Genomic DNA, 25,860 nt, shown 5'->3' with positions numbered 1-25,860 from the left:
TAAGCAGGCGGGTACATAACAGATTAGCAAGTAAAGGAGGACAAATCATATGAAAAACAAAAAAGCGTTTTGGGGACCTTTTCTGTTCGGTGTGGGTATCATCGCCATGATCGATGGCATTGTTTTTCACCAATTGCTTCAATGGCACAGCGTGTACATGGACACAGACCGCTCTCACCAAATTATGAGCGACGGACTGTTCCATCTGTTTTCGCTCGTCATTCTTTTTATCGGCGGGATCCTGTTGTGGAACAGAGGTGACTTGAGCAGCAGCCGGCCGCAACACATCTTTTGGGGAGCCTCTTTGTTAGGAGCGGGCTGGTTTAATTTCCTCGAGGGCATCATCAATCATCATCTTCTTCAGATTCACCACGTCAACCCGCTAAGCCCGAACCGCCTCTTATTCGACCTTGCCTATGACGCATCAGGCCTTTTGATCATTCTGGCCGGATGGCTGATCTACAGAAAAGGCAAACAGAAATGAAAAATTGGTTTGACTCGCACAATTATTTCTCGGGAAAGCGCAGGTTTCAACAAGACCTGCCCTGTTTTTGTCAAAATTTGAAGAAATAAAAAACTCCATTTTAAAAGTTGATATGATCAGTGACCGCCGCTTGAAGAATTCGGTTTATGTAACAAGTTTTTAAAGAGCGGCAAAGTGCAACTGTTCACTTCAAGCAAAAAGGGGATTCACATATTCAATGGAAAAAGGTGTCTATATCGTTTGACTGCCATCTTTTAATAGGAGGTTTACATATAAAATGTTAAGTGTGCTGCTGCCTAATTTGCTTATCCTTTCTGTATCATTTTATTTTTATATTACATGATCGTATTGGTAAAGGAAAACAAGATAAATCGCAAACAAAACGAGGAAACTCAACAGTTGCTTAGGGAGATATTAAAGGAAGTGAAAAGCAAAGATTTAGAGCGGAAATAAAAGATATTATATTATTTATGAGCGCAGTCCTTATTTTAAAAGCGATTAATAAACCTAAAAAAGTGTAATGCATTAACATCGGATCGAATAGACCCCTGATTGGCGAACTGCAATTAGGGGCTATTTCGCATGATGAAGCGTCAATTCATAGTTGAAAATGAAAACACGAAAATTCAAAGATGCTCTCATAAGCAAATAAGAATTTTTAGGTGTTCGAAGCGAATTTCCTCCCTGCGAAGAGAAAACTGGAAAGGTTATAAAATAAGTAGCCTAATCCTTTAAATAAAAATTACCTTAATTATTCCAAATTGTCATTGACATAATCCGGGAATAGGATATCCTTAAAGACAAACTTGCTGTAAGAATGAGGGATTTGTGGTAAGGGGGATCTTTAAGAATGAATAGCAATACTGTGTGGCAAAAAAACTTCACCTTTCTGTTTTGCTCTAAGATGATAAAGATAACGGCCGATTCTTTGGCATTTAACACAATCCTGTGGTTTCTTATTTTAGATGGAAAAGGGGCTATCGGGACAGCTTTTTTAATAGCTGTAAGTTTTCTTCCTCAAGCTATTTTGGGGCCAATCATTACTCCTTTGATGAAAACGGATAAATTAAAATTTTGGATGTTCTTTTCAGACTTAACTAGGGCATTCATAATGTTGATTATCCCGGTTTTCTATTTTAATGGTTTTTCTCCTTTGACGTTTATCATATTGCTTATGCTTTTGCATTCCGCAACGGGAGCCTCATATGATCCTGCTTCTGTTTCTTTAATTCCGAAAATTGTGAAAGAGGATATTATTCAAAAGGCAAATGCGACAATACAATCTGCAGGTCAAGCAATAAAACTAGGAGCAGTTACACTATGCGGTGTTTTAATTGTATTGATCGGCGCAGCTCCTACAATGCTTCTGATATTACCTCTCTATGTAATGTCAGCTATTTTGGTCTTATTCATTCAATATGGTGGGAGTGAGGCGGAAGAGAATGCGGGAGCAATTCAATCGCGAGAGCCATATTTGAAGAAGTTAAGAAGGGGATTTACGCTTGTAAGACGTCATCATATTTTGTTTCCATTAGCGATTTTCTGTGTGTTTTTGAACTTAGGATCGGCACCATGGGAAGCACTTGCAGCAGTCTATATAGCGGAAGATTTAAACCAGGGGGCAATCATTCATTCTATAGTGAGAGTTCTAACTACCGGCGGAGCATTTTTAATGGGTTTCATACTGACTAGAGTGAGAGTAAATCGTTATGGATTGTTGTTTGTTGCCGCTGGCATTGTAGAAGGAACAGCTTTTTTCATTACAGGTATCAATTCGCTTTTAATATTGGTGTTTGCAGCAGCTTTTATCTTAGGAGCAACAATTAGTGCAATAAATGTTCCGGAACATACGATCATTCAAATTTCGGTAAATGATGAGGATCAGCCGCAGGTATATGCTGTCATCAGTATGATTTCATATGTGATGATTCCTGTCGGTGCTTTAACGGCGGGGTATGCTGCGACTGTTTTTGGGGCAGGGAAGGTCATCGCTTTTGGAGGAGTCGTCGAGATACTTGCAGGACTCGGTATTTTGGCCTTCACAAAACTTGGGAAATCGCAACGATCCGATTTATCCAAGGCCAAAGAAGATACCATGGATCTCTAATTATATTTGTGCATTTAACTTATGCGATCCTATATTTCTTAATATTCAGATAAATATACATGAACAAAAAACGCTCTGTTATTTGTGTGAATTTTTTGTGTTTAGCAAAAAGAGTGTCGATTTTCTCATTAAAAAAAAGAGAGGCTGAATGGGACAGAGATTGTTATTCATCAAATTGGTTTTGTTTTAGCTTAATGAAAGGGGTTTAGGAAATGTCTACTGAAAGTGTGATACCTTATGATCTAGTGGCAACGAAAATGAACTATTGGTATAACTGCATAAAAAACAATAGAAGCGCTGCTGCTGAAAAAGCAAAAGCTGAAGTTGAACAAGAAATAAAGGTCATGGAAGAAAATCAGGATGCTCTTGTATACTTTTCATTATTGGAATTCCGTCACCAACTTATGTTAGAAGAGCTATATCCGGGCTCCGAAATAAAGATAGACAAGCATTATAAAAAGTTGAAGGAAGCAAAAGGCAGTCAAGATCTATACGGAATGCTCGAATATTATTATCAATTTTTTATGGGGATGTACCACTTCAGACAAAAAGAACTTGTATTATCATTAAATTATTACAGAAAAGCTGAGTTGGAAATAGAAGCAATTGAAGGGGATAATACAGAAAAGGCCGAGTTCTATTTTAAAATGGCTGAGGTATATTACCACATGAAACAAACATATTTCTCTATGAATTATGCTAAGCGTGCTTACGCCATTTATAAAGAAGAGCCAACTTACGGCAACAGGCGGGTACATTGTCAATTTGTTATTGCAGGCAACTGTTTAGACAATATGCATATTGAAGAAGCCTTAAAACACGCAAAGCAAGCACTAGGGGATGCAGAGAAATTTGGCGAAAATTATTTGGTCAGAAAAGCACTTTTTAACATTGGAGTATGTTATACTAACCTTGAAGAATTTGATAAAGCATCCGAATTTTATCTAAAATCCCTAGATATTCTTGCGCCGAAAAATGATGATTTTACAGCAAGAGCTTTATACCTTTTGGCTTACATCAAAGCAAGGCAAAATGATTTCAGGTCGTCAAAAAAATTCTATGAGCAATCATTAAAGCTAGCTCAGCAAAACAATATTGCAGAAACATTGGCGACATTGAAGATTGTTAAAGGAATTTACTTAGGTTCTAATTTGGATCTTGTTAGAGAAGCCTTCGGGTTTTTCGAAGAAAAAAAGTTATATCCTGATATGGAATGGTATGGAGTGTGTATAGGTGACACTTTAACTGAACAAGGTGAAATTCGGGGTGCAAATGAGTTTTATCGTAAAGCAATTGAAGCACGAAAACAAATTCGAAGGGGAGATTTTCTAAATGAAATCTAAACTATTGATTTGTGCAGTTTTATTGCTGGGTTTCACAGGAGTTGCTGCTTCTTCGTATATTCATACGGAAAATGACAGCTATGATGTTGCAATTAGACTTGAAACTTGAAATTAAATCATAAGGTTTTAAGATAACCCTCTCTCTGTTTCTTGCAATATACAGAGGGAGGGTTATTATTCTCACTAATATTTGGCGTATTGCATTCCCACTTCCTTCTTTAACACTTATAAGTACACAAAGTTACTTTAATGTCGGTTCAACATATTGATTAAAACATTTTTTAAAGTGTTTCTATGCCTTTTCCCAGCAACATTTTAAAATATGTTAAATAACCTTTTCTTGTTAAATCAAGTAATATGAAATGTAGATCAGCCAAATTTTCTGCTGGTCTTTTTTAGTGTAGAAATAAAGGGAGAAAAAGAACTTTATTATCCGTTTAAAGTTTAAATGGATTTATTTTCTTGAATATCAGTTTATATACCTGCATAGCATTTGGTCATTTTATAGATAGGAGGATAGTGTTGGATTATTAAACTTATTTACCAGTCAGGAGCTCTCTGGTTTTGAAAGAACTCTTGTTGGAGTAAGTGTCGTTACATCAGGGACTGCTAGCTTGTAGGGAGAGCACTATATATTTCAGAAAAAACTGCTAAGACTGCAAAAGTTGTTGAAAAACGGTGAAAAAGCAATATTGATGCTGGCAAAAAGGCAAATAGCGCATATGACATCGCTAAAAACAGTGGAAAACACTCAGGCTTTTATAAACAATATATAGATAAATCACCGGAACAGATTAAGAAAGGCATAAGTTCTATAGATAGACAGATTGCTGAACACAAAGATAAAATAGAGAATCCCGAAAAACATATACCTCACTTTAAAAGTTTAGACCCTAGACAGCAAGAAGCTTTAATCACTAAAAAATGGCCTTCTGATATCAAAAGACAGCAAGAACAAAAACAAATTATTGAAGGTATATTAAAATCAAAATAAGGAGATGTAAAAATGGAAAACGACATGAAAAATTTCTTAGTGGATTTAGTGAGCGAAATTCAAGAGAAGTACAATGAATCATTGAACCCTACAGAAGGAGAAAGTGCCGAAGAAACAAATTATAGATTAGGATCGAATTTCTCTTATTATGAGGTCTTAGAATTAATCAAAAATCAATTGAATTCCTTTGGCTATTCCCCTGAAGAATTAGGCACGATCACACTGTTAATAGGTGAAAAAATTAAAAGACAATGAGGCACCGACTATGGAATAGCTTTCGCGGAGAACATGAGTGGTGGAATATACACCCTGCTAAATTTCCAAATGAACATCAATCTGGTATCCGCGGTACAGGATCACCTGCGAATAAATTATTTAAAGGGGGTAAATAAAATGAAATACGATTTTATTAAAGATTATCAAGAAAATCAATTTTATCCAGTAAGTGAGGAAGAAATACAAGAGGTAGAAGAAACATTGGGATTAAAGATGCCTTTTGAATTACGGAAGTTTCTATTGGAAGTAGGCTATGGTTTTCTGAAAAAATCAGAATATAACATCAATCGGATTATGGGGCCATCTTCAATAAGAGACGCTAGATTGAAAACAAATGATTTTGATTTTTATCCTGACATCGAAATTTATGAGGATCTGGAAGAAGATAAATTAATATTTTTTGAGGCGAATGAAAGTGCGTTATTATTAATTGAATTAAGTGAAGAGCAAAACAATCCAATTTATTATGATGATATAAAGATAGCAGATTCATTGGAAGAATTTCTAATTAAAGTTATGGATGACGACAAATATTATATTGATTTAGCCTAACGAAAAATGAGAGTGACACTGGGGATGAAATTCCCCTAGCAGAGGATATGAAAAAATGGATTATTCTAAGGTGGAAAAATTCATAAAAGAAAATGACAGCAAAGACCATGCGACTATTACAGGAGGAGTTTCTGAAGAAAAAGTTAAATTTATTGAAAATGAACTTAATGTCAATCTTTTTAGAAGGGAAACGATTGATTGTGAAATCCCTTTTTCACCTTAATGTTTCTTAAATTATTCCTCTCCTACATTGACCAAGAAACCAAATATAGGATATGCTTTGGTGAGAGACCTGTAAAATTGAGGGATTTATGTAAGGGGGATTTTTTGAGGAATGAATAGTGTCTCCACTGTGTGGGAAAGAAATTTTTCCTTTCTGTTTGTCTCTAAAATGGTGAAAATAACCGCAGACAGCTTTGCTTTTACTTCTATTTTGTGGTTTCTCATTTTAGATGGAAAAGGGGCTGTCGGAACAGGTATGCTAATAGCTGTCACCCTTCTTCCCCAAGCTTTAATAGGACCGTTGAATTCACCTTTTATGAAACCAAAAACTCTTAAGTTCTGGATGTTCTCCGCAGATATAACAAGGGCTTCATTGATGCTGATCATTCCAATATTTTTTATTTTAGTGGATTTTCACCATTGCTTAAAGAGTAAGAAAATTCACACGTTTAAATACCAATGATTAAATAAACTTTCAAGAGTCAAGTATCAGAAAAACTGGAGAAGAAAGGGGTTTTAATTTTGGTTGATAAAAGCGTAATACCTTATGATCTGGTCGCAACGAAAATGAATTATTGGTATGTAGCTCTTAAAAATGACTGGGTTGATAAAGCTGAAAAAATGAGATCTGAGGTTAAACAAGAGATCGCTATAATGGAAGAAAATCAGGATGTTCTTATATATTTTTCATTGCTTGAATTCCGTCATAAGTTGATGTTGGATTACCTTTGTCCAGAAGCTGCAAAAGATATTCAGGTTCATTATGAAGAGTTACGGGAAAAGACTAAAGGCGGGAAAAGTTTGAATGGTATGCTCGAATATTATTACTATTTATTCACAGCAATGTATCATTTTAGACAAAAAGAACTTCTTCATGCTTTGGCTTACTACCAAAATGCTGAAAATCAGCTGAATTCATTTGAAAGCGATGAGATTGAAAAGGCAGAATTTTATTTCAAATTGTCAGAAATTTATTTTTATATGAAACAAACATATTTTTCAATGTATTATGCTAATCATGCATATAAGATTTATTTAAAACAGCCTACGTATGGGCAGCGTAGAGTACAATGCCAATTTTTAATGACTGGTAACTGGCTGGATAAAATGAATCCTGAAAAAGCTCTGGAGCATACCAGCAAAGCACTGTCAGATGCAAAGGAATTGCAAGTTGATTATTTAATTGGTTCTTCACACTTGAATATTGGAATATGTTATAGTCAACTAGAAGAACATTACAAAGCAGAGAATCACTTTCAAATGGCTGCTAAACTTTATAAAAATGAAAAGCACAGCTTTTTGCCAAAAGCCCTCTTTAATATTTCACACGTTAAAGCGAAACAAGAGAAGTGGATTGAAGCAGAAGACCTGTACTTCGAGGGTAGGGAGTGGGCTCAAAAGTTTGAGGATCAAGAATTCCTTGCAAAGCTGAAAATGATTTACGGGTTGTACTTATCATTTGACCTTGACGTTGTTCGAGAATCCTTTCAGTTCTTCAGTGAAAAAGGTATGTATGCAGACATAGAAGAGTATGGAGTCATCACGGCAGAACTTCTACAAGGAAAAGAAATGCTACATGATTCACTTGAGTTTTACCGCAGAGTAGTTGAGGCAAGAAGACAAATACAAAGAAGTGAGACAGTAAACGAAAGCTAAGTTGCTAATTTGCTCTTTTATGTTATTGGGTGCAGTTGGTTTATTGGGCACTTCTTACGATCAATCAACAAATACAGCAAATCATGTTGCTGACAGGGTAGCAATTTAACTCTGAGACTGCTAAATTAATATATAGAACTTTTAAAAGAGACCAGTACGTGAAACTCACCGTGAGTTTATGGGCTGGTCTTTTTCATTTCTGAAATATCGATTAGTTTTCCGGATTTCACCAATATATTCAATCCAGTAAAGAAGCGGCTCTCAAATATACTCCCAGCACCAGATTTGCCTCTAGAAAAAATGGGAGGATTGATGCTGAGGAATGCAATTAAAGTAAATCCTAAGTGAAAAGTGATTAAAGTTATGGCTAATCAATTGTAAAAATGTGTATTATTTTTGAATTATTTTTCAATTCTACACCATTTGACAATTTTTTCATCCTTTTGGTGTTAAGCTCAAGGTGTCTATTAAATGGACAAGCATTTAATAGGTAAACAAAACGAAAAGGGGATGTGTTTATGTTTAAAAACAAACTCAAAAAAGTAGCGGGAGCGGTTGCAGTTGCTGGGGCTCTGTTGGTATCCGGATTACCTGCAAGTGCTGCGCCGGATTTAACTCCGATTCGAGACAAGTATCCAGACGCCTATCAATTCCAATGGAATGGCAACAATACTGTAACTGTTTTCTTTAGAGACAGCCAAGGTAAATCTTATCATGAAACATATACATGTGTTACGGTTATACAAGGAACTTGCTACGTGTATAAGTAAACCGTAAGACAAAATTCTGTCTCAATCGTTTGTATTCTTATTCTTTCTGAGACAGAATTTTTTTCATTAACCAAATCAGTTACTTTCACCTCTCTGTGTCCAAATCCTCTTTATTTATGCCCCTCTCGTTGATCAATGAAAACAAAGCTGGAACAGTTTTCAGCGGCACCATCAGAATATGCTTGCGCCAATATGAGTTTTTCACAGTTTACAGGGGAGAGCTGAACAGCGGCCGCAGCACACCTTCAGACTGACTGGCCTAAGGGTCTTATCTAGCGAATAATGTCGGAGACGCTCTCATAGCATCATTATTGAAAAATAAGTCTGTTTCATGTGGTAATCGATTGATTCCAGATATTTCTGAAGTGAGAGTGTCAATGAAATGGAACATTCCTATCAAAGTCCCGGCATTCCTGTAAGTTTTTAGCTCACCATCGTTTTTCACAAGTTATCATTCATTAATGTCTAAACGCGAGTAGATTCGTATAGTAAGACATCATGGGTTTCTTCCATGACTTTTATTTCTTGCGTAACCACTAAGCGGCTGATTTACATCATCAATAGGCAATGCTATAAGTTTGGCAGAACCTTTCTTGCACCTAAAAACAGCCATGAACAAAGAACAAACGGCATTGTTAGCGCGGGGAGTCCATATGGCAAAAGATATGTGCTGAGTCCCGCTGTTATAGGCACCGTCAGACAAGCTGAAATGATCCCTGACAAAAATGAAAACCGGTTATGTTCACTTTTAAAAATGGCAGATACGGCCAGGATTGTTAAAATTGCATTATACCCGTAAAGACCCAATGTGATGAGAGAACGCTCTCCTCCTAAAAGGAATGCAATGATGATGGCAACTGCATTTCCGGTAACTGCATAAAGTCCTAGTTTTCTTCCTGCCCAAAATACGGCGAGAAAAATTAAAATCCCGGATACTGTGTTATTCAGAAAAAATACTTGTCCAATTCCATGAAAGACCCCGTCTATTAAATTGACTTCCCCTGCTGTCTTTAGTTCCCAGTGTGTTAAATCCTGAGGTATCAGGGCAGAGCTTAATTTAATCCTATTTAATTTGTATGAAGCCAGCAATATAAACCACGTCAGGATAACAAAGGGGAATGTAAGAATTGGAACTTCGGTTCTTTTCGTAAAATGCATCATGGCGGCTGTAAAAATGGCTGCTAAGGCTGATCCAATTAAAGCGACAAGCCACATGTAAGGGCCAGTTAAGAATGATGCCAATGCCATTCCTGTTAACACAGAATTATATCCTAATAGTCCCTCATTTATAATCTTTTCATCTGCCGCTCCCAATTTCCCTACTAAAGTACCGATAACAGCGGACAACAAAGCGATTATACCTAAATAATAGGAAAAAATAGTAATGGCTATAAGGATTAGAAAGCCGGTCATCACATTCTCAATCAGGATGACTTGAGAGATGCCTTTGAGAGAAGCTGTTATTAAACGGAAAAACACCCCCTCGCTTAATAAATGGAGTTTGTTTTTTCGCATAATGAATATTCTCCTTTCTTTTCAAGGTTATATATCTTCAGTGTATCATATATAAATTTTTTGATATATAAATTGACATATATGTAAAAAATGATATACATTTAAAACAGAAGCAGGGGAATCAAATATATTTTCAGTTTTTTAGTTTTTGCGCTTTCAGCTCAGAATGTTAATGAACTGGCTCCCCCTTATATGAATGCTCACCGTTTGGTCGTAATAAAAATACAGGGAGGTTTTGTGATGCAACTATTACCGCGTGAAGTAGACAAGCTTATGATTGTTGTCGCAGCAGATCTTGCGAAGCGACGTAAAGAACGGGGGTTAAAATTGAATCACCCGGAAGCAGTAGCCCTGATAACGTATGAAGTGTTGGAAGGAGCACGGGATGGAAAAACAGTTGCGGAGTTGATGGAATATGGAACAACCATATTGTCGCGGGAAGATGTAATGGAAGGCATTCCGGAAATGATTGATGATATCCAGGTAGAAGCTACATTTCCAGACGGCACAAAGCTTGTAACTGTACATAGTCCAATTAAATAAAATGGATAGGAGGCTATTGAAATGGAACCGGGGCAACTATTTTTAAAAGAAACGGATATCATTTGTAATGTCGGAAGAGCGGCGTCCAAATTGAATGTAACGAATACAGGTGACCGCCCAGTTCAAGTAGGTTCACATTTTCATTTTTATGAAGCGAATGAAGCGCTTCAATTCAAACGAGAAGAAGCATTTGGAAAGCGACTAAACATTCCGGCAGGAGCAGCTGTGCGTTTTGAGCCCGGGGATGAAAAAGAAGTGGAATTAGTGCCTTACGCCGGCGAACGCCGGGTATACGGATTTAATAATAAAGTGGACGGATCATTGGAAAAAGAGGGGAACCAATCATGAGTTTCAAGATGCCAAGAAAGCAATACGCTGAAATGTACGGCCCGACTACAGGGGACTCTATTCGTCTGGCAGATACAGATTTGCTCATCGAAATTGAGAAAGACTACACGACATATGGAGATGAAGTGGTATTCGGCGGCGGTAAAGTTATTCGTGATGGAATGGGACAACACCCTTTAGTTACACGTGGAGAGGGAATAGCAGATGTTGTCATTACGAATGCTGTTGTCTTAGATTACACTGGTATTTATAAAGCGGACATTGGAATTCGTGATGGCAAAATCGCTGGAATCGGGAAAGCAGGTAATCCGCTAATCATGGACAATGTGGATATTGTGATTGGCTCTGGTACAGAAGTTATTGCTGCTGAAGGTATGATTGTAACTGCGGGCGGAATTGACACTCACGTCCATTTTATTAATCCGGAGCAAATCAGAACAGCATTAGCTTCAGGTCTTACCACCCTAATTGGAGGAGGAACAGGCCCTGCTGCAGGATCAAAGGCTACCACAGTTACACCGGGCGAGTGGCATATGCACCGAATGCTTGAAGCGGCAGAGGGCATGCCGATTAATGTTGGGTTTACAGGAAAAGGACAAGCCGCTTCAGAAGCTCCGCTGGTAGAGCAAATACGCGCCGGCGCCATTGGACTGAAAGTTCATGAGGACTGGGGCGCTACAGCTTCAGCTATCGATCATGCGCTAAGTGTGGCTGACAAATATGATGTTCAGGTTGCCCTTCACGCGGATACATTAAACGAAGGCGGATTTATGGAAAATACAATGGCAGCTATTAAAAATCGCGTCATTCATATGTACCATACAGAGGGTGCAGGGGGAGGACATGCTCCTGACTTAATTAAATCGGCCAGCTTTAACAATGTTCTGCCGTCATCTACGAACCCGACATTACCTTATACAGTCAATACGGTAGATGAGCACTTAGATATGTTAATGGTCTGTCACCACTTGAATCCATCTATTCCGGAAGATTTGGCGTTTGCTGACTCACGTATCAGACGCGAAACGATTGCAGCTGAGGATATTCTCCAGGATATGGGTGTATTCAGTATGACTAGTTCGGATGCCCAAGCGATGGGACGGATTGGAGAAGTCATTTTACGTACATGGCAAGTAGCCGATAAGATGAAAAAACAAAGAGGAACAATGGCGGGCGACAGCGAGCTTTCGGACAACAACCGCGTAAAACGTTATATTGCCAAATATACAATTAATCCTGCCATTACTCATGGTATTTCCGAATATGTCGGTTCTATCGAGAGAGGGAAGATGGCCGATCTCGTTGTCTGGAATCCAGCATTTTTCGGTGTGAAGCCTGAAATGGTGATGAAAAGCGGCTTTGTTGCAGAGAGCTTAATGGGAGATGCTAACGCCTCTATCCCGACACCGCAGCCTGTTATTTACCGTCCGATGTATGGGCAGTTTGGCAAGGCGTTGTCCAGCACTTCCATTACGTTTATTTCCCAGGCAGCTTTCGATGACAAAGTGCATGAGAAGCTTGGGTTGCAAAAAATCATTCTTCCGGTTCGCGGCATTCGCAAACTAACGAAAAAAGATATGAAGCTGAATTGCGAAACTCCTGAAATAACGGTCGATCCACAAACATATGAAGTAAAAGTAAATGGCCAATTAATTACATGTGACCCTGTTGATAAGGTGCCAATGGGTCAACGATATTTCCTATTCTGAGGTGAGAGTCATGATCATTGAACAAATCGTAACAAATCTTGAAAACATGGAAAAAGAGGAAATTGAAAAACGCCATATTGAAAAAGTTTACCTTGAAAGTGCTTATTTAGTAAAACGAATCCAACGGGTGAAAACAGATCATGGCAACGAAATTGGAATACGCTTAAAAGAAGCGCGTGACCTTGTCGCTGGTGATGTTTTGTATATGGACGATAAAAATATGATCGTCATCGATGTACTGTCCGATGATTTATTAGTTATCAAACCGCGCACCTTGAATGAAATGGGAACGATCGCTCATCAATTAGGAAATCGCCACCTGCCGGCGCAGTTTGAAGAGGACGAAATGCTTGTTCAATATGATTATCTTGTAGAAGAGTTACTTCAAGACCTGCAAATTCCATATAAACGTGAAGACCGAAAAGTAAAACAGGCTTTCCGCCATATCGGTCATAGCCATGATTAATATTTTATCTTTACTCCAACTATGTGATTCAAATTTCCCTATAGGGGCTTTTAGTCATTCGTATGGTCTTGAGACCTATATTCAAGAAGATAAAGTCCATGATCAAGCAACGTTCGTACAATGGCTTCATACGTATGTAAACGAGCAGCTCATCTATTCAGATGGGTTGGCTTCCCGTCTTGTATATGAAGCTTTAGAGAACGAAGATTTACAAACAGTATGGAAATTAGATCGCATGTTGACTGTTCAAAGTTTGCCGCGTGAAACAAGAGAAGGAACCCAAAGGATGGGCGAGCGGATGTTAAATCTTATAGAATCCCTATATGATATACCCATTCTTTCAATATATCGGGAGCGTATAGATCAAAAGCAATCGTTTGGACATCCCTCCATTGTATTTACGATTGTAGGTCATCATCTTGGTGTCCCTTCATCAACGACTACACTGTACTATTTGTATTCAGCAGTCTCAAATCTTGTTCAAAATGCGGTACGGGCTGTCCCTTTAGGGCAAGTGGCAGGTCAAAAGACAATTCAAGAATTTCAGACTGTTTTAATCGAAGCAACAGAAAAAATTCAAAGTTTAAATGAAGAAGAATTCGGGATTGTTTCTCCCGGTTTAGAATTATCTCAAATGATGCACGAGCGTGTAAATATTCGTATTTTCATGTCTTAATAAAAAAGGAAGTGTTAGGTATGAAACCAATTAGGATCGGTGTAGGAGGACCTGTAGGAGCAGGGAAAACGATGTTAGTCGAAAAATTAACCCGGCATTTGCAAGATGAAATGAGTATGGCAGTTGTGACAAACGACATTTATACAAAAGAAGATGCCAAGTTTTTAATGAACAACGGGGTGCTTCCCGCAGATCGGATTATAGGTGTGGAAACAGGCGGCTGCCCTCATACGGCAATACGCGAAGACGCGTCAATGAACTTTGCAGCCATTGATGAGCTAGTGAAGAAGAATCCAGACGTTGAACTTATTTTCGTTGAAAGCGGCGGAGATAATCTGGCAGCTACATTCAGCCCTGAACTTGTTGACTTTTCAATCTATATTATTGATGTGGCCCAAGGGGAGAAAATACCGCGAAAAGGCGGTCAAGGAATGATTAAATCTGATTTGTTTATCATCAATAAAACAGATTTAGCGCCTTTCGTTGGAGCAAATCTGGACGTTATGGCATCTGATACGAAGGTTTTCCGCGGAGACAAGCCGTTCGCTTTTACAAATTTAAAAACGAATGAAGGTCTTGATCAAGTCATTGACTGGATTAAGGAAAATGCACTATTAAAAGGACTGGAGTAAGATGGGGGACTGGACAGGCGTTTTGCGTTTGAGCGCTGAAGAAAAAAATGGAAAGACCATTGCGAAAAATGTGTATTTTCAGGGGGCGTATAAAGTCATGCGTCCTATTTATCATGATGAATCAGGACAAGCCTGTTATTATATTTTAAACCCCGGCGGCGGTTATTTAGACGGTGATCGCTATCAAATGAAGATTTCACTGGAGAAACAAGCAAGATTAACATTAACAACCCAATCGGCAACTAAAATATATAAGACACCGCATACACATGCATATCAGGAAACGGAATTTAACCTTAAGGAAGGCAGTTATCTTGAGTACATTCCCGATCCGCTTATCGGCTATCAAAATGCACGGTATAAACAAAAAAATATAGTATATATTGAAAAAGGATGTACGTTCCTTTATTCAGATATTGTGACTCCTGGATGGTCTCCTAGTGGAGAAAAGTTTACCTATGAGATGCTTCAATTCATTAATGAAATCTATATGGAAAATGAGCTGGCAGTCTATGACCATATCAAACTATGCCCGGCCAAACAAAATATAGATGGTCTGGGTTTAATGGAAGGCTATTCTCACTTAGGTTCCATGATTGTGATCAATGAACAAGTAGATCATGACCTTCTTGATCGTTTATATCAGGCCGTGGATACTCAGACAAAAGAATATAAAATAGGCATATCTTTATTGCCTGTCCCTGGGTTTTCCGTACGGGTATTAGCAAATCAAACACAGATCATCGAAAGTCTGTTTTCCGAATTTCATCATCTCCTCAACCAAGTATGGTTTAACAAAACCCCAAGTTTTTTAAGAAAATATTAACGGTTAAAAAACCAGCAACTGTTCAATTGTTGGTTTTTTTCAGATTCAAGAAGGGGCTGTATTTTGTGGAAGGTACATTATTCTCGGTTTTAATGCTGGCATTAATTTTAGGAATCAAGCATGCGATTGAACCTGACCATGTGATTGCGGTATCGACAATTGCAAGTCAAAGTAAAAAGTTATGGCAAGCTTCTTTAGCGGGCATATTTTGGGGCATTGGCCATACTGTAACATTGTTTATAGTTGGAATCATTGTCATTGTAATGAAGGGGCAAATATCAGAAAAATGGTCGATGTCCTTAGAATTTTTAGTAGGAGTCATGCTTGTTTATTTAGGGGTTAAAACGATTCTTTCTTTCAAGAATAGCCCTGTACATACGCATCAACACAAACATCTCCACACCCATCAAAGCAGCGGCGACCATAAGCGCCGCCATAAAAACGTAACGTACTTAAGATCAACATTCATCGGTTTAGTTCATGGTCTTGCAGGAAGTGGAGCCATGGTCTTATTAACGATAAGTACTGTCAAGAGTGTAGAGGAAGCGGCAATATATATTCTTATATTCGGGGCAGGAACAGTTATTGGTATGCTTTTCTTTACAACAATCATTGGAATTCCCTTTGTGCTGAGTAAGAAGCGAGGGGCAATCAGCGGAACACTAGGGATGACGACGGGTGTAATAAGTGCTGTTTTTGGTGTATACTATATGTATAACTTGGGTATTAATGAGGGTTTATTTAACCTTTGGATTTAAAAATAGTATAAAGTAACCGCCATTTAAAGATTGAGGTGAATGATATAAATACTTTAGGGTATGCCATTCTGAGCGTTCTCGGCAGAAGACCTTGTTCAGGATATGAGTTAGTTCAGTACCTGGAGGTAGTGTGGCCGGCAAAACATAGTCAAATATATCCTTTGCTAAATAAAATGGAACAAGAAAAATTTCTTGAATACGAGCATGTAGAGCAAATAGGGAAACCTGATAAAAAAATATACTCCATTACTGACAAGGGAAAAGAAGCGTTAGAAGATTGGATCGCTGTATCTCCTTCAGATCCAATAAATAGGGACGAATTTCTTATTAAAGTATATTCGATTTGGTTGTTGAAAGAGGAAGATTCTGTAAAACTGATTCAGGATCGAATCAAAAATTTAGAAAAAACAATTGATACCCAATTGAACAAAATGGCGGAGCTAGAAAAAAACAAGGAATCGGATAGCATGTCAAAAAACTTTGGCCGTTATATCTTGATTGATCGCAAATTCAGACTGGCCAAAGAGGAAAAAACATGGTGTCAGAAGGTTTTAAATCTAATAAAAGATAAGAAATTTAATTTTCCCTTTCTGTGTTATGTCAGTGTAGAAGGGATAAATGGAGCGTCACTGCTTATCTAGACAGAAAACGAATATCACGTACATAAAATAAGGCGCCTCAATATAACACAGTGAGAACGCCGCATGTTTACGCCCGCGTTCAAAAAAACGAATGGTGCAGAAAAACGAAACGTGCCATTTTTGATAAACAAACGAGGGAACTGCCGGACTGCCCCACAAGATGAGACAAATAAAAAAACACCTTCGAGTTTGAAATCGGATCAATCTTATCCGAAATATGACTTGGAGGTGTTTTTAAATGAGAATCGGGTTACATGGTTTGGTGATGGAAACGTGACTGAAGGAGAACTGAAGATGGTTGGTGAAAAAACATTTGCTGTTCATTGGGATGACGGAAGCTATATTGAGTACCCTAATGATCACCATGACGCAATAAAGAAAATAAGAAAGAAGAGGGCAGAATGCAATCACGAGTGAAAAACAGACAACACCAATATATAAATAATCCAATAATCAACTTCGTAGATAAATTAATAGAACTCATGAAAAAAGCGCTTTATGGAATTGCTGGCGTTCTTTTGGTTTTTGTAGTAATGGCAGCTCTATACGTGATTGGGAGTGGAGGAGACGATAAAGCAGGGGATGAATTACGGCTCGGACAGTCTATTACAGGTGCTAATTCTATTGAGAATTTAGAGAAAAACTCCGGTAATTTATTCAACGTTGAAGGGGAGACAATTACTATTTCAAAGCATCAAAGAATAAAAATTATAAAAATTTTAGAAGAAGATAACTTGGCATTAATAGAAGTATTAAGCGGGTCTAATAAGGGCACTCAATGGTGGGTAAAAAAATCATCTATTAGAAGAGAGTATAAATCACGATCTTCGAAAAAGTAGGAAAATAAATATGAAGGCTTTTAATGAATATGCAAAAGGATATTTTGATGCTGAATTATATAGCGCTTAACATGAACTTGAAACACTAGTCAGTATCAGAGAGAGACTAACGGAAACTTTGGGGAAGATAGCATTCTAGTGAAGGGAATTATTTTATTTTTTGGAGGTTATAAATGTACTTTATATCAGGATTCATGTCGTGTTTGCTGGGGCTATCAATGTTATTTTCTGTACAGTTGTTATCTGTTGCTTTTCCTAATTATGTGATTGATGGGATTAGTGATGAAGAGACTTCAGCTTATTTTAAATCATCTGTGTTATTTTATCCTGTATTGTTAATGATCTTAGGTGTAATATTAATTATTGTTCATTTTCGAACAAAAAAGTGAGATTTTGAATAAAAATTACGGTTTTATTCTGAGCAAAGAGAGATGTGAAAATGGTAAATGTCTTAACAAATGTCTTAAAAAATGACAGATTGGATGCATATCCATTATTTAAAAAGTTTTGTTTCCTCAAAGAAAAAGGGTTGCGAAAGGAATCCTTTAAAGCATTGTCCGCCTTTATTGATGAAGCAAAGACGTGGGATAATAATGTACAACAGCATTTTGCCAGTTGGCTATTTGCCTTATTTGAAGAATCAGATAATATTCATCATATACTCGTTTATCCTTTGGAGGAGGAACTTTTGAAGCCTTTACTTGAGAGATGGATGAAGAGTAATCCCGAAGATCCAAGACCATATAGATGGTATGGCGTGTTTTTAAATACTGAAAAACGTGTCGATTACTTAAACAACGCACTTAGACGTGGTGGCAGCAATGAACAATTATCCCTATTAACGCTAATCGATATTTATTTGAATGCTCTTTGGTATTCATTTCATCATATATCTGAAGATTTATATCTTGGCGATATTAAAGAAGATACAGTACTTCTTGCTAAGTCCCGGCAGTTAAATAACAAAGTAGAATGTGAACAAACAAGAAAAAACAATAACGAAGCACTTAACTATTATCAAGATCTATTGAATGACTGGGTGATGTTTACAAAAGAACAATCAAAGGGATTTGTTGAATGGTGTGAACATAAGGGGAGAAACTATTATTGGGTCAAAGCTTATTATTACGAAAAATAACAATATGAAAAAGGACACAGCTAAGGAAATGAAATGCTGCAACAAGTATCCATTGACTGCACATTTTTTAATTAATTGCAAGCTTTAATTTTAAATAAACGAACTGAATAGGGTCTAAAACATTTTAAGGAGGATTATACGTGATTTGGTGGGCTAAACAAGGATGGCAGCTAATCTTAGGGTTTATTGTTGTTGCTGCGCTTTTTAGTTGTCTAGAGATTCCGATTCTCCATTAAATCACCTTCAGATATAAGTTTCGACTTTACGATGATTTAATCTTTTTGGTGCGATGAGCGCAGGGATAGGAATCATATTATTTGTTTCTCAGTTTGGCCAATAATTCTTTCCTTTGTTGTATAATGGAACCAAAACACAGGTTTCGTATGTCTTACGTTTTAGTTTCTTAAGTGCCCATTGTTTAGACGACTCGAAAATAGGTTCATACTTTGGTTTTGGCGAAAGGGGAGCCTAATAATGAAAATGGATGAGAAGAGGAAAGAGCTTCAAGAAAAATATAGGGAGGAAATGAAAAAGAAGAAAAATCACAGAACCTATACTATCGAAACAATTATTGTAATAGCAATTGTTCTGTTGTTTATTGCTTTAAATTTAATAATTGATGAATTTTAGCTCTAATAATCATTTTACGTAGAGGGGTTAATTTTGGTACTCAAAGAAAGAGGGCAAATAGATCAAGAATTTGGTGCTGAAGAAATCGCTGATTATTTAAGATTAAGAGGCTTTAAGCCGAAAGTAGATGTAATGCATTTTGGAGACCATTCCGGGGGAAGCATTACCTTTTGGTACAGACTCAGAAGATATTATATAGCTCTTGTTCAGTTCGATAAACCAGGAGATAAAGATCCATTAAGCAGCAAAAATGGTTTTACTCAATTAGGAATGGATTCTAAAGGACGAGCAGAAGAGATAATGATGCATTTGGTAGCATATTTTAATGGATGGTATCGTACAAATAAGGAGCCATTCCCAGAGGAAGAAGAATGGCTTAACTTATATCTTGAATACAATGAATGCGAATAAAAACCATCGTTTTATCTAGATATTAGAAAGCTTAAAGATATAATGAAAGTAAATACTCAAATCTCAATAATTAATTGTTTCATTAGATTAAAACTAATAATAATAAACAATTGTCATCCTGTTGCTAATCTGTAGTAAAAGTAATTGATCTTGATTTAATATGCGTTAATTGCCACGCATTTCATCACTTAGGATTTACTCAATCAAAAGCTAACAAAGAGAAGATGAAAGAACTGAGCTGAGCAACAGCCGCAACAATCTTCAGACTGACTGGATCCATTTTCCAAAGGTCCTCATCATTCATCATTTTCTTCCAATCTAACATGTCAACCCGTTAAGCATTCACCAAAAAAGCAAACAGAAATAAAAAATTGGTTTGTCCGCACAGCTTACCTGAATACAATAAGAAATAAAGTATTTCTCGGGAAAGCGCAGGTTTCAACAAGACCTGCCCCGTCCTTCTCAAAAAACATCGGAATGCGCAGTCATGTGGGCGTCTGTCACGGCTTAAGCGCGCCATGAATAGGATATAAAGAGAGAATGGTGAGGTGAGTGTGTTGGAAAGGGCTGTTACTTATAAAAACAACGGACAAATCAATATCATACTGAACGGTCAAAAGCAGGTTTTGGCCAATTCAGAGGCTGAAGCCGAATATCAGGCCGCACTGCAAAAAAATGAAGCCAAACACAGCATTCTGAAGGAAATTGAAAGGGAAATGAACACGCTGGTCGGGATGGAGGAAATGAAGCGCAATATTAAGGAAATCTACGCCTGGATTTTCGTCAATAAAAAGCGCGAAGAACAAGGCCTTAAAGCCGGAAAACAGGCGCTACACATGATGTTCAAAGGAAACCCGGGAACCGGAAAAACGACCGTCGCCAGGCTGATCGGCAGGCTTTTTTACGAGATGAATGTTCTCTCAAAAGGCCATCTGATCGAGGCGGAGCGCGCCGATCTTGTCGGTGAGTACATCGGTCATACGGCGCAAAAAACGAGGGATTTAATCAAAAAAGCGATGGGCGGAATCCTGTTCATTGATGAAGCCTATTCCCTTGCCAGAGGCGGAGAGAAAGACTTCGGCAAGGAGGCAATCGATACATTAGTCAAACATATGGAAGATAAGCGGAACGAATTTATTTTAATCCTCGCCGGATATTCGCGGGAAATGGATCATTTTCTTTCATTAAATCCAGGCCTTCAGTCAAGGTTTCCGATCAGCATCGATTTTCCCGATTACTCAGTCAGCCAGCTGATGGACATTGCGAAACGGATGATGGCGGAAAGGGAATATCAGTTCAGCCCTGAGGCCGAATGGAAGCTGAAAGACCATCTGATGGCCGTCAAAAGCACGGTCAGCCCCGCGAAGTTCAGCAACGGCCGCTTCGTCCGCAACCTGATCGAAAAATCCATCCGGTCGCAGGCGATGAGACTACTGATGGGAGACTGCTATTTAAAGAATGATCTGATAACCATTAAAAGCCAGGATCTCGACTTGAAGGAAGACGCGCCGCACGTATAATGGCGCGTTCTTTTTTTATTTTCGAGGATTTCTGGCAACCGCTCCCTCCGTTTGTTATGATAGTACTGCTTATTGACTAACGTTAAGAAAGGAACATGATCATTTGAACGGACAGGAAGTCATGAAAGAGAAAGCCATATTAGTCGGATGCCAGCTTCCGCACGTATCTGATGAGCGTTTTTCATACTCGATGGAAGAGCTCGCCGCGCTGACGAAAACGGCCGATGGAACGGTTGTTTCCACGGTCACGCAGAAGCGGAACCGTGTGGATGCTGCTACATATATCGGAAAAGGAAAAGTAGATGAATTGTCGGTGCTCTGTGAAGAGCTGTCGCCCGATGTTTTAATTTTTAATGATGAATTGTCGCCGAGTCAGCTGAAAGCGCTTGTCACAACGCTTGACGTGAAAATTATCGATAGGACGCAGTTGATCCTCGATATTTTCGCCAAACGCGCGCGGACAAGGGAAGGAAAGCTGCAAATTGAGCTGGCGCAGCTGCAATACGCCCTCCCGCGGTTAAGCGGCCAGGGAATCAACCTGTCAAGGCAAGGCGGCGGAATCGGAACAAGAGGCCCAGGGGAGACAAAGCTGGAAACCGACCGGCGCCATATCCGAAACCGGATTCATGAAATCAATGTTCAGCTGTCTACCGTCATTCGCCACAGAAGCAGATACAGAGAAAGAAGAAAGAAAAACGGCGTACTGCAAATCGCGCTCGTCGGCTACACCAATGCAGGGAAATCGACATGGTTTAACAGGCTTACAGACGCCGACAGCTATGAAGAAAACCTGCTGTTTGCCACACTTGACCCGATGACCCGCAAAATGACGCTGCCGAGCGGATACAGCGTGCTGCTCTCAGATACGGTCGGGTTTATTCAGGATCTGCCGACGACTTTGATCGCGGCTTTCAGATCGACGCTCGAAGAGGTGAAAGAAGCCGATCTGATTCTTCATATGATCGATTCTTCACACGAAGACTACGAGGGCCACGAAGCGACGGTCAAGCGCCTTCTTGAAGAACTTGAAGCCGATGATATTCCCGTTTTAACCGTCTATAATAAAAGAGACCGGAAGCGGCCGGATTTCATCCCTTCTTCAGGGAGAGGTCATATCATGACGAGCGCCAAAATAGACGGAGACTTGCCGCTGTTTAAGCAGGCGGTTGAAGACTATCTGAAAAAGGAACTGCTCGTTCCGTATGATGTGAGAATTCCCGCTTCAGAAGGAAGGCTGTTGTCGAGAATCAAGTCTGAGACAATGACGAACAGCACCATTTTTGACGAAGATCGCGAAGCATATGACGTGGAAGGATATATTCTCCCTGACCAAAACATTTTGGGAGAGCTGAAGAAGTATATGTAGGAAAGGACACTGTAGAACATGTTTGAGACATTAAAACACGGAGATCTACTAAAAAAAACGGCGGTGGAGGCTGAAACCGATATCGCTCAGATCCATAAAACAATTGATGAAATCAGTGAACGAAATGAGTGGAGGGTGCTTGAAAGCTACAGAAAGCACAAAGTATCGGACACGCATTTCACACCATCGACTGGCTACGGCTACGATGACATCGGCCGCGATACGCTGGAAAAAGTCTATGCCGACGTCTTCGGCGGTGAAGCGGCCCTTGTCAGACCGCAGATCATCTCGGGAACCCATGCGATATCAATTGCTTTATTCGGCGTTCTCCGCCCGGGAGATGAACTTCTTTACATCACAGGCAAACCGTACGATACCCTCGAAGAGATCGTCGGCGTCAGAGGTGAGGAAAACTCGGGGTCTTTGAAAGATTTCCAGATCGGATACAGCCATGTCGAGCTGACTGAAGAAGGAGCCGTTGATTTTGACCGCGTGGCAGCTTCCGTCACACCGCAGACAAAAGTTGTCGGAATCCAGCGCTCAAAAGGATACGCAGACCGTCCGTCTTTTACAATTGATGAGATTGAGAAGATGATTCGCTTTGTTAAAGAAGTAAACGAAAACATCATCGTTTTCGTCGACAACTGCTACGGCGAATTTGTAGAAGAGCGTGAGCCGTGCCATGTTGGAGCGGATCTGATGGCAGGCTCGCTGATTAAAAACCCGGGAGGCGGCCTCGCTAAAACAGGCGGCTATATCACCGGCAAGGAAAAATGGGTGAAAGCCTGCTCCTACAGAATGACGTCACCTGGAATCGGAAGTGAAGCCGGTGCGTCGTTGTACACCCTTCAGGAAATGTACCAGGGCTTTTTCCTTGCGCCGCATGTCGTCTCCCAGGCATTAAAAGGAGCCGTGTTCACAGCCCGCTTTCTTGAAAAGCTCGGCTTTAGGACGAATCCTTCGTGGGACAGCAAGCGGACCGATTTGATCCAGTCTGTCGAATTTTCCACCCCGGAGCAGATGATCGCGTTTTGTCAGGCCATTCAGTACGCTTCTCCTGTCAACGCCCATGTGACACCATATCCGAGCTATATGCCGGGCTATGAAGACGATGTCATTATGGCGGCCGGCACTTTTGTACAGGGAGCAAGCATTGAACTATCAGCGGATGGCCCTATAAGACCGCCTTATGTGGCATATGTCCAAGGCGGATTAACCTATTCCCATGTGAAGAATGCGATATGCAGTGCTGTGGATGCGCTCATGAAGCAGGGATTAATGTAAAGAAAATAAAGAATATTTTCATGTAAAGAATCCTTACATCATGTTGACACATTATATAACATCACATATAATAAATTTATATAAGAAAAGGAGGAAATTGAGATGAGTGATAAAATTCGCCGCTCAATGCCCTTATTTCCGATAGGTATCGTCATGCAGCTGACCGAACTGTCCGCAAGACAAATTCGGTATTATGAGGAAAATGGACTGGTATTTCCTGCAAGAAGTGAAGGGAACAGACGTTTATTTTCATTCCATGATGTAGATAAGCTGCTCGAAATTAAAGATTTGATCGAACAAGGTGTAAACATGGCGGGGATCAAACAAATTTTCGCCAAAACAGAAAACGAACAAAAAGAAGACAAACAAGACAAGCCGAAAAAAGCAGAGAAACACAACTTGTCGGATGAAGAACTGAGAAAACTGCTGAAAAACGAGCTTATCCAAGCAGGCCGTTTCCAAAGAGGGACGACATTCCGCCAGGGAGACATGTCCAGGTTTTTTCATTAATTTGTTAGCAACTGCATTGCTATATACATTTACCTTTTAGAGGAGGAGTTTTACGAATGGCAAAGTATACAAGAGACGATATTGTTAAACTAGTAAATGAGGAGAATGTAAAATATATTCGCCTTCAGTTTACAGACATTCTTGGAACGATTAAAAACGTTGAAATTCCTGTGAGCCAGCTGGAAAAAGCACTTGATAATAAGGTTATGTTCGACGGCTCTTCAATCGAAGGATTCGTCCGCATTGAAGAATCCGATATGTACTTGTACCCTGATTTAGATACATTTGTGATTTTCCCGTGGACCGCCGAAAAAGGTAAAGTAGCCCGCTTCATCTGCGATATTTATAATCCGGACGGCACGCCGTTTCAAGGCGATCCGCGCAACAACTTGAAGCGCATTTTGAAAGAAATGGAAGACATGGGCTTCTCAGATTTCAATCTTGGACCGGAGCCGGAATTCTTCCTGTTCAAGCTTGACGAAAAAGGCGAGCCTACCCTTGAACTGAACGACAAAGGCGGATACTTCGACCTTGCGCCGACTGACCTTGGCGAAAACTGCCGCCGCGACATCGTACTTGAGCTCGAAGAAATGGGTTTTGAAATCGAAGCGTCTCACCACGAAGTTGCACCTGGACAGCACGAGATCGACTTTAAATACGCTGGAGCCATCCGCGCTTGCGATGATATCCAAACGTTCAAGCTCGTCGTTAAAACAATCGCGCGCAAACATGGCCTGCACGCAACATTCATGCCAAAACCGTTGTTCGGCGTAAACGGATCAGGCATGCACTGCAATCTATCACTCTTCCGAAACGGCGCCAACGCTTTCTTTGACAAAGACACTGACCTTCAGCTGAGTGAAACGGCAAAGCAATTCATCGCCGGCATCGTCAAGCACGCAACAAGCTTTACAGCTGTGACAAACCCGACTGTCAACTCTTACAAGCGCCTAGTTCCAGGCTATGAAGCACCTTGCTATGTGGCATGGAGCGCGCAAAACAGAAGCCCATTGATCCGTATCCCGGCTTCCCGCGGCATCAGCACGCGCGTAGAAGTCAGAAGCGTAGACCCTTCTGCGAACCCGTACCTTGCTTTGAGCGTACTTCTTGCAGCAGGACTTGACGGCATCAAAAACAAGCTTGAAGCACCGGCTCCGATCGACCGCAACATCTATGTCATGACAAAAGAAGAGCGCCTCGAAAACGGAATCGTCGACCTTCCTGCGACACTCGCAGACGCTCTCGAAGAATTCAAATCAAACGAAGTCATGGTCAAAGCCCTCGGCGACCATCTATTCGAACACTTCGTCGAAGCAAAAGAAATCGAATGGGATATGTTCCGCACACAAGTCCACCCTTGGGAGCGCGAGCAGTATATGTCTCAGTATTAATCTAGGAACCCCCTTGGCACCAGTGGTGCCAGGGGGGGTTGAATTTTGGTCAAAAGATTGGGTGACCAAAATATGACCAAAAAAATTTGAAGTTTCAATCTAACTCCATAATCGATGAGACATAACCTTCGTAATCTTCGATTCTATCTTGGTCAAGTTTCTTACTGATATTGGGAGTAAACATCAGCTGCTTTTCTTAATATATTTCATGTCTGTACCTGAATTCCAAGAGTAAAACCACGTGTGTTAGGCG

The 25,860-nt window shown here is 39.5% G+C and carries 29 protein-coding genes and 2 pseudogenes; 30 read left to right on the top strand and 1 reads right to left on the bottom strand.

The window, feature by feature from the left end; translation table 11 throughout:
• The first annotated feature begins 49 nt into the window (after positions 1-49).
• From M1D90_RS12170 to M1D90_RS12125, 10 genes and pseudogenes are all read left to right on the top strand, one after another.
• On the top strand, positions 50-484 hold the full coding sequence (locus tag M1D90_RS12170) for a DUF2243 domain-containing protein (protein WP_020451523.1): 435 nt from the start codon (positions 50-52) through the stop codon (positions 482-484).
• A gap of 850 nt (positions 485-1,334) precedes the next feature.
• Positions 1,335-2,591 (top strand): MFS transporter, encoded by a 1,257-nt coding sequence (locus M1D90_RS12165; RefSeq protein WP_456282796.1) that lies wholly within the window; start codon positions 1,335-1,337, stop codon positions 2,589-2,591.
• A 212-nt stretch (positions 2,592-2,803) separates the two neighbouring features.
• Positions 2,804-3,934 (top strand): response regulator aspartate phosphatase, encoded by a 1,131-nt coding sequence (locus tag M1D90_RS12160; protein WP_456282795.1) that lies wholly within the window; start codon positions 2,804-2,806, stop codon positions 3,932-3,934.
• A gap of 1,006 nt (positions 3,935-4,940) precedes the next feature.
• Complete coding sequence (locus M1D90_RS12155) at positions 4,941-5,183, top strand: hypothetical protein (protein WP_456282794.1); 243 nt, start codon at positions 4,941-4,943, stop codon at positions 5,181-5,183.
• Between the two features lie 14 nt (positions 5,184-5,197).
• A pseudogene (locus tag M1D90_RS12150) lies at positions 5,198-5,320 on the top strand (hypothetical protein); the annotation flags it as partial.
• Position 5,321: 1 nt separating this feature from the next.
• On the top strand, positions 5,322-5,756 hold the full coding sequence (locus tag M1D90_RS12145; RefSeq protein WP_095290566.1) for an SMI1/KNR4 family protein: 435 nt from the start codon (positions 5,322-5,324) through the stop codon (positions 5,754-5,756).
• Positions 5,757-5,811: 55 nt separating this feature from the next.
• Positions 5,812-5,979 (top strand): hypothetical protein, encoded by a 168-nt coding sequence (locus M1D90_RS12140; RefSeq protein ID WP_224146065.1) that lies wholly within the window; start codon positions 5,812-5,814, stop codon positions 5,977-5,979.
• A gap of 111 nt (positions 5,980-6,090) precedes the next feature.
• Positions 6,091-6,401: pseudogene (locus M1D90_RS12135) on the top strand (MFS transporter); the annotation flags it as partial.
• 99 nt (positions 6,402-6,500) lie between these two features.
• Positions 6,501-7,634 (top strand): response regulator aspartate phosphatase, encoded by a 1,134-nt coding sequence (locus M1D90_RS12130; protein ID WP_179289495.1) that lies wholly within the window; start codon positions 6,501-6,503, stop codon positions 7,632-7,634.
• A 518-nt stretch (positions 7,635-8,152) separates the two neighbouring features.
• Positions 8,153-8,404 carry a hypothetical protein gene (locus tag M1D90_RS12125; protein ID WP_020451531.1) on the top strand — a complete coding sequence of 84 codons (252 nt, stop codon included), beginning with the start codon at positions 8,153-8,155 and terminating at the stop codon, positions 8,402-8,404.
• 570 nt (positions 8,405-8,974) lie between these two features.
• On the opposite strand, the gene M1D90_RS12120 is transcribed toward M1D90_RS12125, so the two are convergent.
• Entirely contained in the window at positions 8,975-9,919 is a 945-nt protein-coding gene (locus M1D90_RS12120) for an urea transporter (protein ID WP_456282793.1), read from the bottom strand.
• 240 nt (positions 9,920-10,159) lie between these two features.
• Between M1D90_RS12120 and M1D90_RS12115 the strand changes: the two genes are divergently transcribed.
• The 20 genes from M1D90_RS12115 (at position 10,160) to glnA (ending at position 25,607) form a co-directional block, all read left to right on the top strand.
• Entirely contained in the window at positions 10,160-10,462 is a 303-nt protein-coding gene (locus M1D90_RS12115) for an urease subunit gamma (protein WP_020451534.1), read from the top strand.
• Between the two features lie 21 nt (positions 10,463-10,483).
• Positions 10,484-10,810 (top strand): urease subunit beta, encoded by a 327-nt coding sequence (gene ureB, locus M1D90_RS12110; protein ID WP_020451535.1) that lies wholly within the window; start codon positions 10,484-10,486, stop codon positions 10,808-10,810.
• Positions 10,807-12,519 (top strand): urease subunit alpha, encoded by a 1,713-nt coding sequence (gene ureC, locus M1D90_RS12105; RefSeq protein WP_075213267.1) that lies wholly within the window; start codon positions 10,807-10,809, stop codon positions 12,517-12,519. The genes ureB and ureC overlap by 4 nt, the downstream gene beginning before the upstream one ends.
• A gap of 10 nt (positions 12,520-12,529) precedes the next feature.
• Positions 12,530-12,985 carry an urease accessory protein UreE gene (gene ureE / locus M1D90_RS12100; protein WP_020451537.1) on the top strand — a complete coding sequence of 152 codons (456 nt, stop codon included), beginning with the start codon at positions 12,530-12,532 and terminating at the stop codon, positions 12,983-12,985.
• On the top strand, positions 12,978-13,661 hold the full coding sequence (locus tag M1D90_RS12095) for an urease accessory protein UreF (RefSeq protein ID WP_105980967.1): 684 nt from the start codon (positions 12,978-12,980) through the stop codon (positions 13,659-13,661). The genes ureE and M1D90_RS12095 overlap by 8 nt, the downstream gene beginning before the upstream one ends.
• A gap of 20 nt (positions 13,662-13,681) precedes the next feature.
• The gene (ureG, locus tag M1D90_RS12090; RefSeq protein ID WP_020451539.1) at positions 13,682-14,293 is read left to right on the top strand and encodes an urease accessory protein UreG; all 612 of its coding nucleotides are present in this window, start codon (positions 13,682-13,684) and stop codon (positions 14,291-14,293) included.
• Position 14,294: 1 nt separating this feature from the next.
• The gene (locus M1D90_RS12085; RefSeq protein ID WP_105980968.1) at positions 14,295-15,119 is read left to right on the top strand and encodes an urease accessory protein UreD; all 825 of its coding nucleotides are present in this window, start codon (positions 14,295-14,297) and stop codon (positions 15,117-15,119) included.
• 65 nt (positions 15,120-15,184) lie between these two features.
• The gene (locus M1D90_RS12080) at positions 15,185-15,877 is read left to right on the top strand and encodes a HoxN/HupN/NixA family nickel/cobalt transporter (protein WP_020451541.1); all 693 of its coding nucleotides are present in this window, start codon (positions 15,185-15,187) and stop codon (positions 15,875-15,877) included.
• Positions 15,878-15,912: 35 nt separating this feature from the next.
• Positions 15,913-16,518 carry a PadR family transcriptional regulator gene (locus M1D90_RS12075; protein ID WP_081691824.1) on the top strand — a complete coding sequence of 202 codons (606 nt, stop codon included), beginning with the start codon at positions 15,913-15,915 and terminating at the stop codon, positions 16,516-16,518.
• 63 nt (positions 16,519-16,581) lie between these two features.
• Positions 16,582-16,935 (top strand): hypothetical protein, encoded by a 354-nt coding sequence (locus M1D90_RS12070; protein WP_075213269.1) that lies wholly within the window; start codon positions 16,582-16,584, stop codon positions 16,933-16,935.
• Entirely contained in the window at positions 16,920-17,357 is a 438-nt protein-coding gene (locus tag M1D90_RS12065; protein ID WP_026579677.1) for a hypothetical protein, read from the top strand. The genes M1D90_RS12070 and M1D90_RS12065 overlap by 16 nt, the downstream gene beginning before the upstream one ends.
• 173 nt (positions 17,358-17,530) lie before the next feature.
• Positions 17,531-17,746 carry a hypothetical protein gene (locus tag M1D90_RS12060; RefSeq protein WP_145654414.1) on the top strand — a complete coding sequence of 72 codons (216 nt, stop codon included), beginning with the start codon at positions 17,531-17,533 and terminating at the stop codon, positions 17,744-17,746.
• 50 nt (positions 17,747-17,796) lie between these two features.
• On the top strand, positions 17,797-18,495 hold the full coding sequence (locus M1D90_RS12055) for a hypothetical protein (protein WP_145654415.1): 699 nt from the start codon (positions 17,797-17,799) through the stop codon (positions 18,493-18,495).
• Between the two features lie 474 nt (positions 18,496-18,969).
• Positions 18,970-19,125, top strand: coding sequence for a hypothetical protein (locus tag M1D90_RS12050; protein WP_023857627.1), 156 nt, complete (start codon positions 18,970-18,972; stop codon positions 19,123-19,125).
• Positions 19,126-19,158: 33 nt separating this feature from the next.
• Positions 19,159-19,536: a hypothetical protein gene (locus M1D90_RS12045; protein WP_103750441.1), complete on the top strand. Its 378-nt coding sequence runs from the start codon at positions 19,159-19,161 to the stop codon at positions 19,534-19,536.
• A 554-nt stretch (positions 19,537-20,090) separates the two neighbouring features.
• Positions 20,091-21,056, top strand: coding sequence for a stage V sporulation protein K (gene spoVK / locus M1D90_RS12040; protein ID WP_003182136.1), 966 nt, complete (start codon positions 20,091-20,093; stop codon positions 21,054-21,056).
• 103 nt (positions 21,057-21,159) lie between these two features.
• Positions 21,160-22,422, top strand: a complete 1,263-nt coding sequence (gene hflX / locus M1D90_RS12035; protein WP_101560873.1) for a GTPase HflX — start codon at positions 21,160-21,162, stop codon at positions 22,420-22,422.
• An 18-nt stretch (positions 22,423-22,440) separates the two neighbouring features.
• Positions 22,441-23,706 carry a methionine gamma-lyase family protein gene (locus tag M1D90_RS12030; RefSeq protein WP_101560874.1) on the top strand — a complete coding sequence of 422 codons (1,266 nt, stop codon included), beginning with the start codon at positions 22,441-22,443 and terminating at the stop codon, positions 23,704-23,706.
• 102 nt (positions 23,707-23,808) lie between these two features.
• On the top strand, positions 23,809-24,216 hold the full coding sequence (locus M1D90_RS12025; RefSeq protein ID WP_003182143.1) for a MerR family transcriptional regulator: 408 nt from the start codon (positions 23,809-23,811) through the stop codon (positions 24,214-24,216).
• 56 nt (positions 24,217-24,272) lie between these two features.
• Positions 24,273-25,607: a type I glutamate--ammonia ligase gene (gene glnA / locus M1D90_RS12020; protein WP_020451550.1), complete on the top strand. Its 1,335-nt coding sequence runs from the start codon at positions 24,273-24,275 to the stop codon at positions 25,605-25,607.
• Positions 25,608-25,860 lie beyond the last annotated feature (253 nt).

It is taken from the genome of Bacillus sp. JZ34, from assembly GCF_053903205.1.
This window is presented reverse-complemented; position numbering and strand designations above follow the sequence as displayed.

Coding starts and splice junctions, on each gene's coding strand:
- M1D90_RS12170 (WP_020451523.1), top strand. CDS start 50: ATGAAAAACAAAAAAGCGTTTTGGGGACCTTTTCTGTTCGGTGTGGGT.
- M1D90_RS12165 (WP_456282796.1), top strand. CDS start 1,335: ATGAATAGCAATACTGTGTGGCAAAAAAACTTCACCTTTCTGTTTTGC.
- M1D90_RS12160 (WP_456282795.1), top strand. CDS start 2,804: ATGTCTACTGAAAGTGTGATACCTTATGATCTAGTGGCAACGAAAATG.
- M1D90_RS12155 (WP_456282794.1), top strand. CDS start 4,941: ATGGAAAACGACATGAAAAATTTCTTAGTGGATTTAGTGAGCGAAATT.
- M1D90_RS12145 (WP_095290566.1), top strand. CDS start 5,322: ATGAAATACGATTTTATTAAAGATTATCAAGAAAATCAATTTTATCCA.
- M1D90_RS12140 (WP_224146065.1), top strand. CDS start 5,812: ATGGATTATTCTAAGGTGGAAAAATTCATAAAAGAAAATGACAGCAAA.
- M1D90_RS12125 (WP_020451531.1), top strand. CDS start 8,153: ATGTTTAAAAACAAACTCAAAAAAGTAGCGGGAGCGGTTGCAGTTGCT.
- M1D90_RS12120 (WP_456282793.1), bottom strand. CDS start 9,919: ATGCGAAAAAACAAACTCCATTTATTAAGCGAGGGGGTGTTTTTCCGT.
- M1D90_RS12115 (WP_020451534.1), top strand. CDS start 10,160: ATGCAACTATTACCGCGTGAAGTAGACAAGCTTATGATTGTTGTCGCA.
- ureB (WP_020451535.1), top strand. CDS start 10,484: ATGGAACCGGGGCAACTATTTTTAAAAGAAACGGATATCATTTGTAAT.
- ureC (WP_075213267.1), top strand. CDS start 10,807: ATGAGTTTCAAGATGCCAAGAAAGCAATACGCTGAAATGTACGGCCCG.
- ureE (WP_020451537.1), top strand. CDS start 12,530: ATGATCATTGAACAAATCGTAACAAATCTTGAAAACATGGAAAAAGAG.
- M1D90_RS12095 (WP_105980967.1), top strand. CDS start 12,978: ATGATTAATATTTTATCTTTACTCCAACTATGTGATTCAAATTTCCCT.
- ureG (WP_020451539.1), top strand. CDS start 13,682: ATGAAACCAATTAGGATCGGTGTAGGAGGACCTGTAGGAGCAGGGAAA.
- M1D90_RS12085 (WP_105980968.1), top strand. CDS start 14,295: ATGGGGGACTGGACAGGCGTTTTGCGTTTGAGCGCTGAAGAAAAAAAT.
- M1D90_RS12070 (WP_075213269.1), top strand. CDS start 16,582: ATGTTTACGCCCGCGTTCAAAAAAACGAATGGTGCAGAAAAACGAAAC.
- M1D90_RS12065 (WP_026579677.1), top strand. CDS start 16,920: ATGCAATCACGAGTGAAAAACAGACAACACCAATATATAAATAATCCA.
- M1D90_RS12060 (WP_145654414.1), top strand. CDS start 17,531: ATGTACTTTATATCAGGATTCATGTCGTGTTTGCTGGGGCTATCAATG.
- M1D90_RS12055 (WP_145654415.1), top strand. CDS start 17,797: ATGGTAAATGTCTTAACAAATGTCTTAAAAAATGACAGATTGGATGCA.
- M1D90_RS12050 (WP_023857627.1), top strand. CDS start 18,970: ATGAAAATGGATGAGAAGAGGAAAGAGCTTCAAGAAAAATATAGGGAG.
- M1D90_RS12030 (WP_101560874.1), top strand. CDS start 22,441: ATGTTTGAGACATTAAAACACGGAGATCTACTAAAAAAAACGGCGGTG.
- M1D90_RS12025 (WP_003182143.1), top strand. CDS start 23,809: ATGAGTGATAAAATTCGCCGCTCAATGCCCTTATTTCCGATAGGTATC.
- glnA (WP_020451550.1), top strand. CDS start 24,273: ATGGCAAAGTATACAAGAGACGATATTGTTAAACTAGTAAATGAGGAG.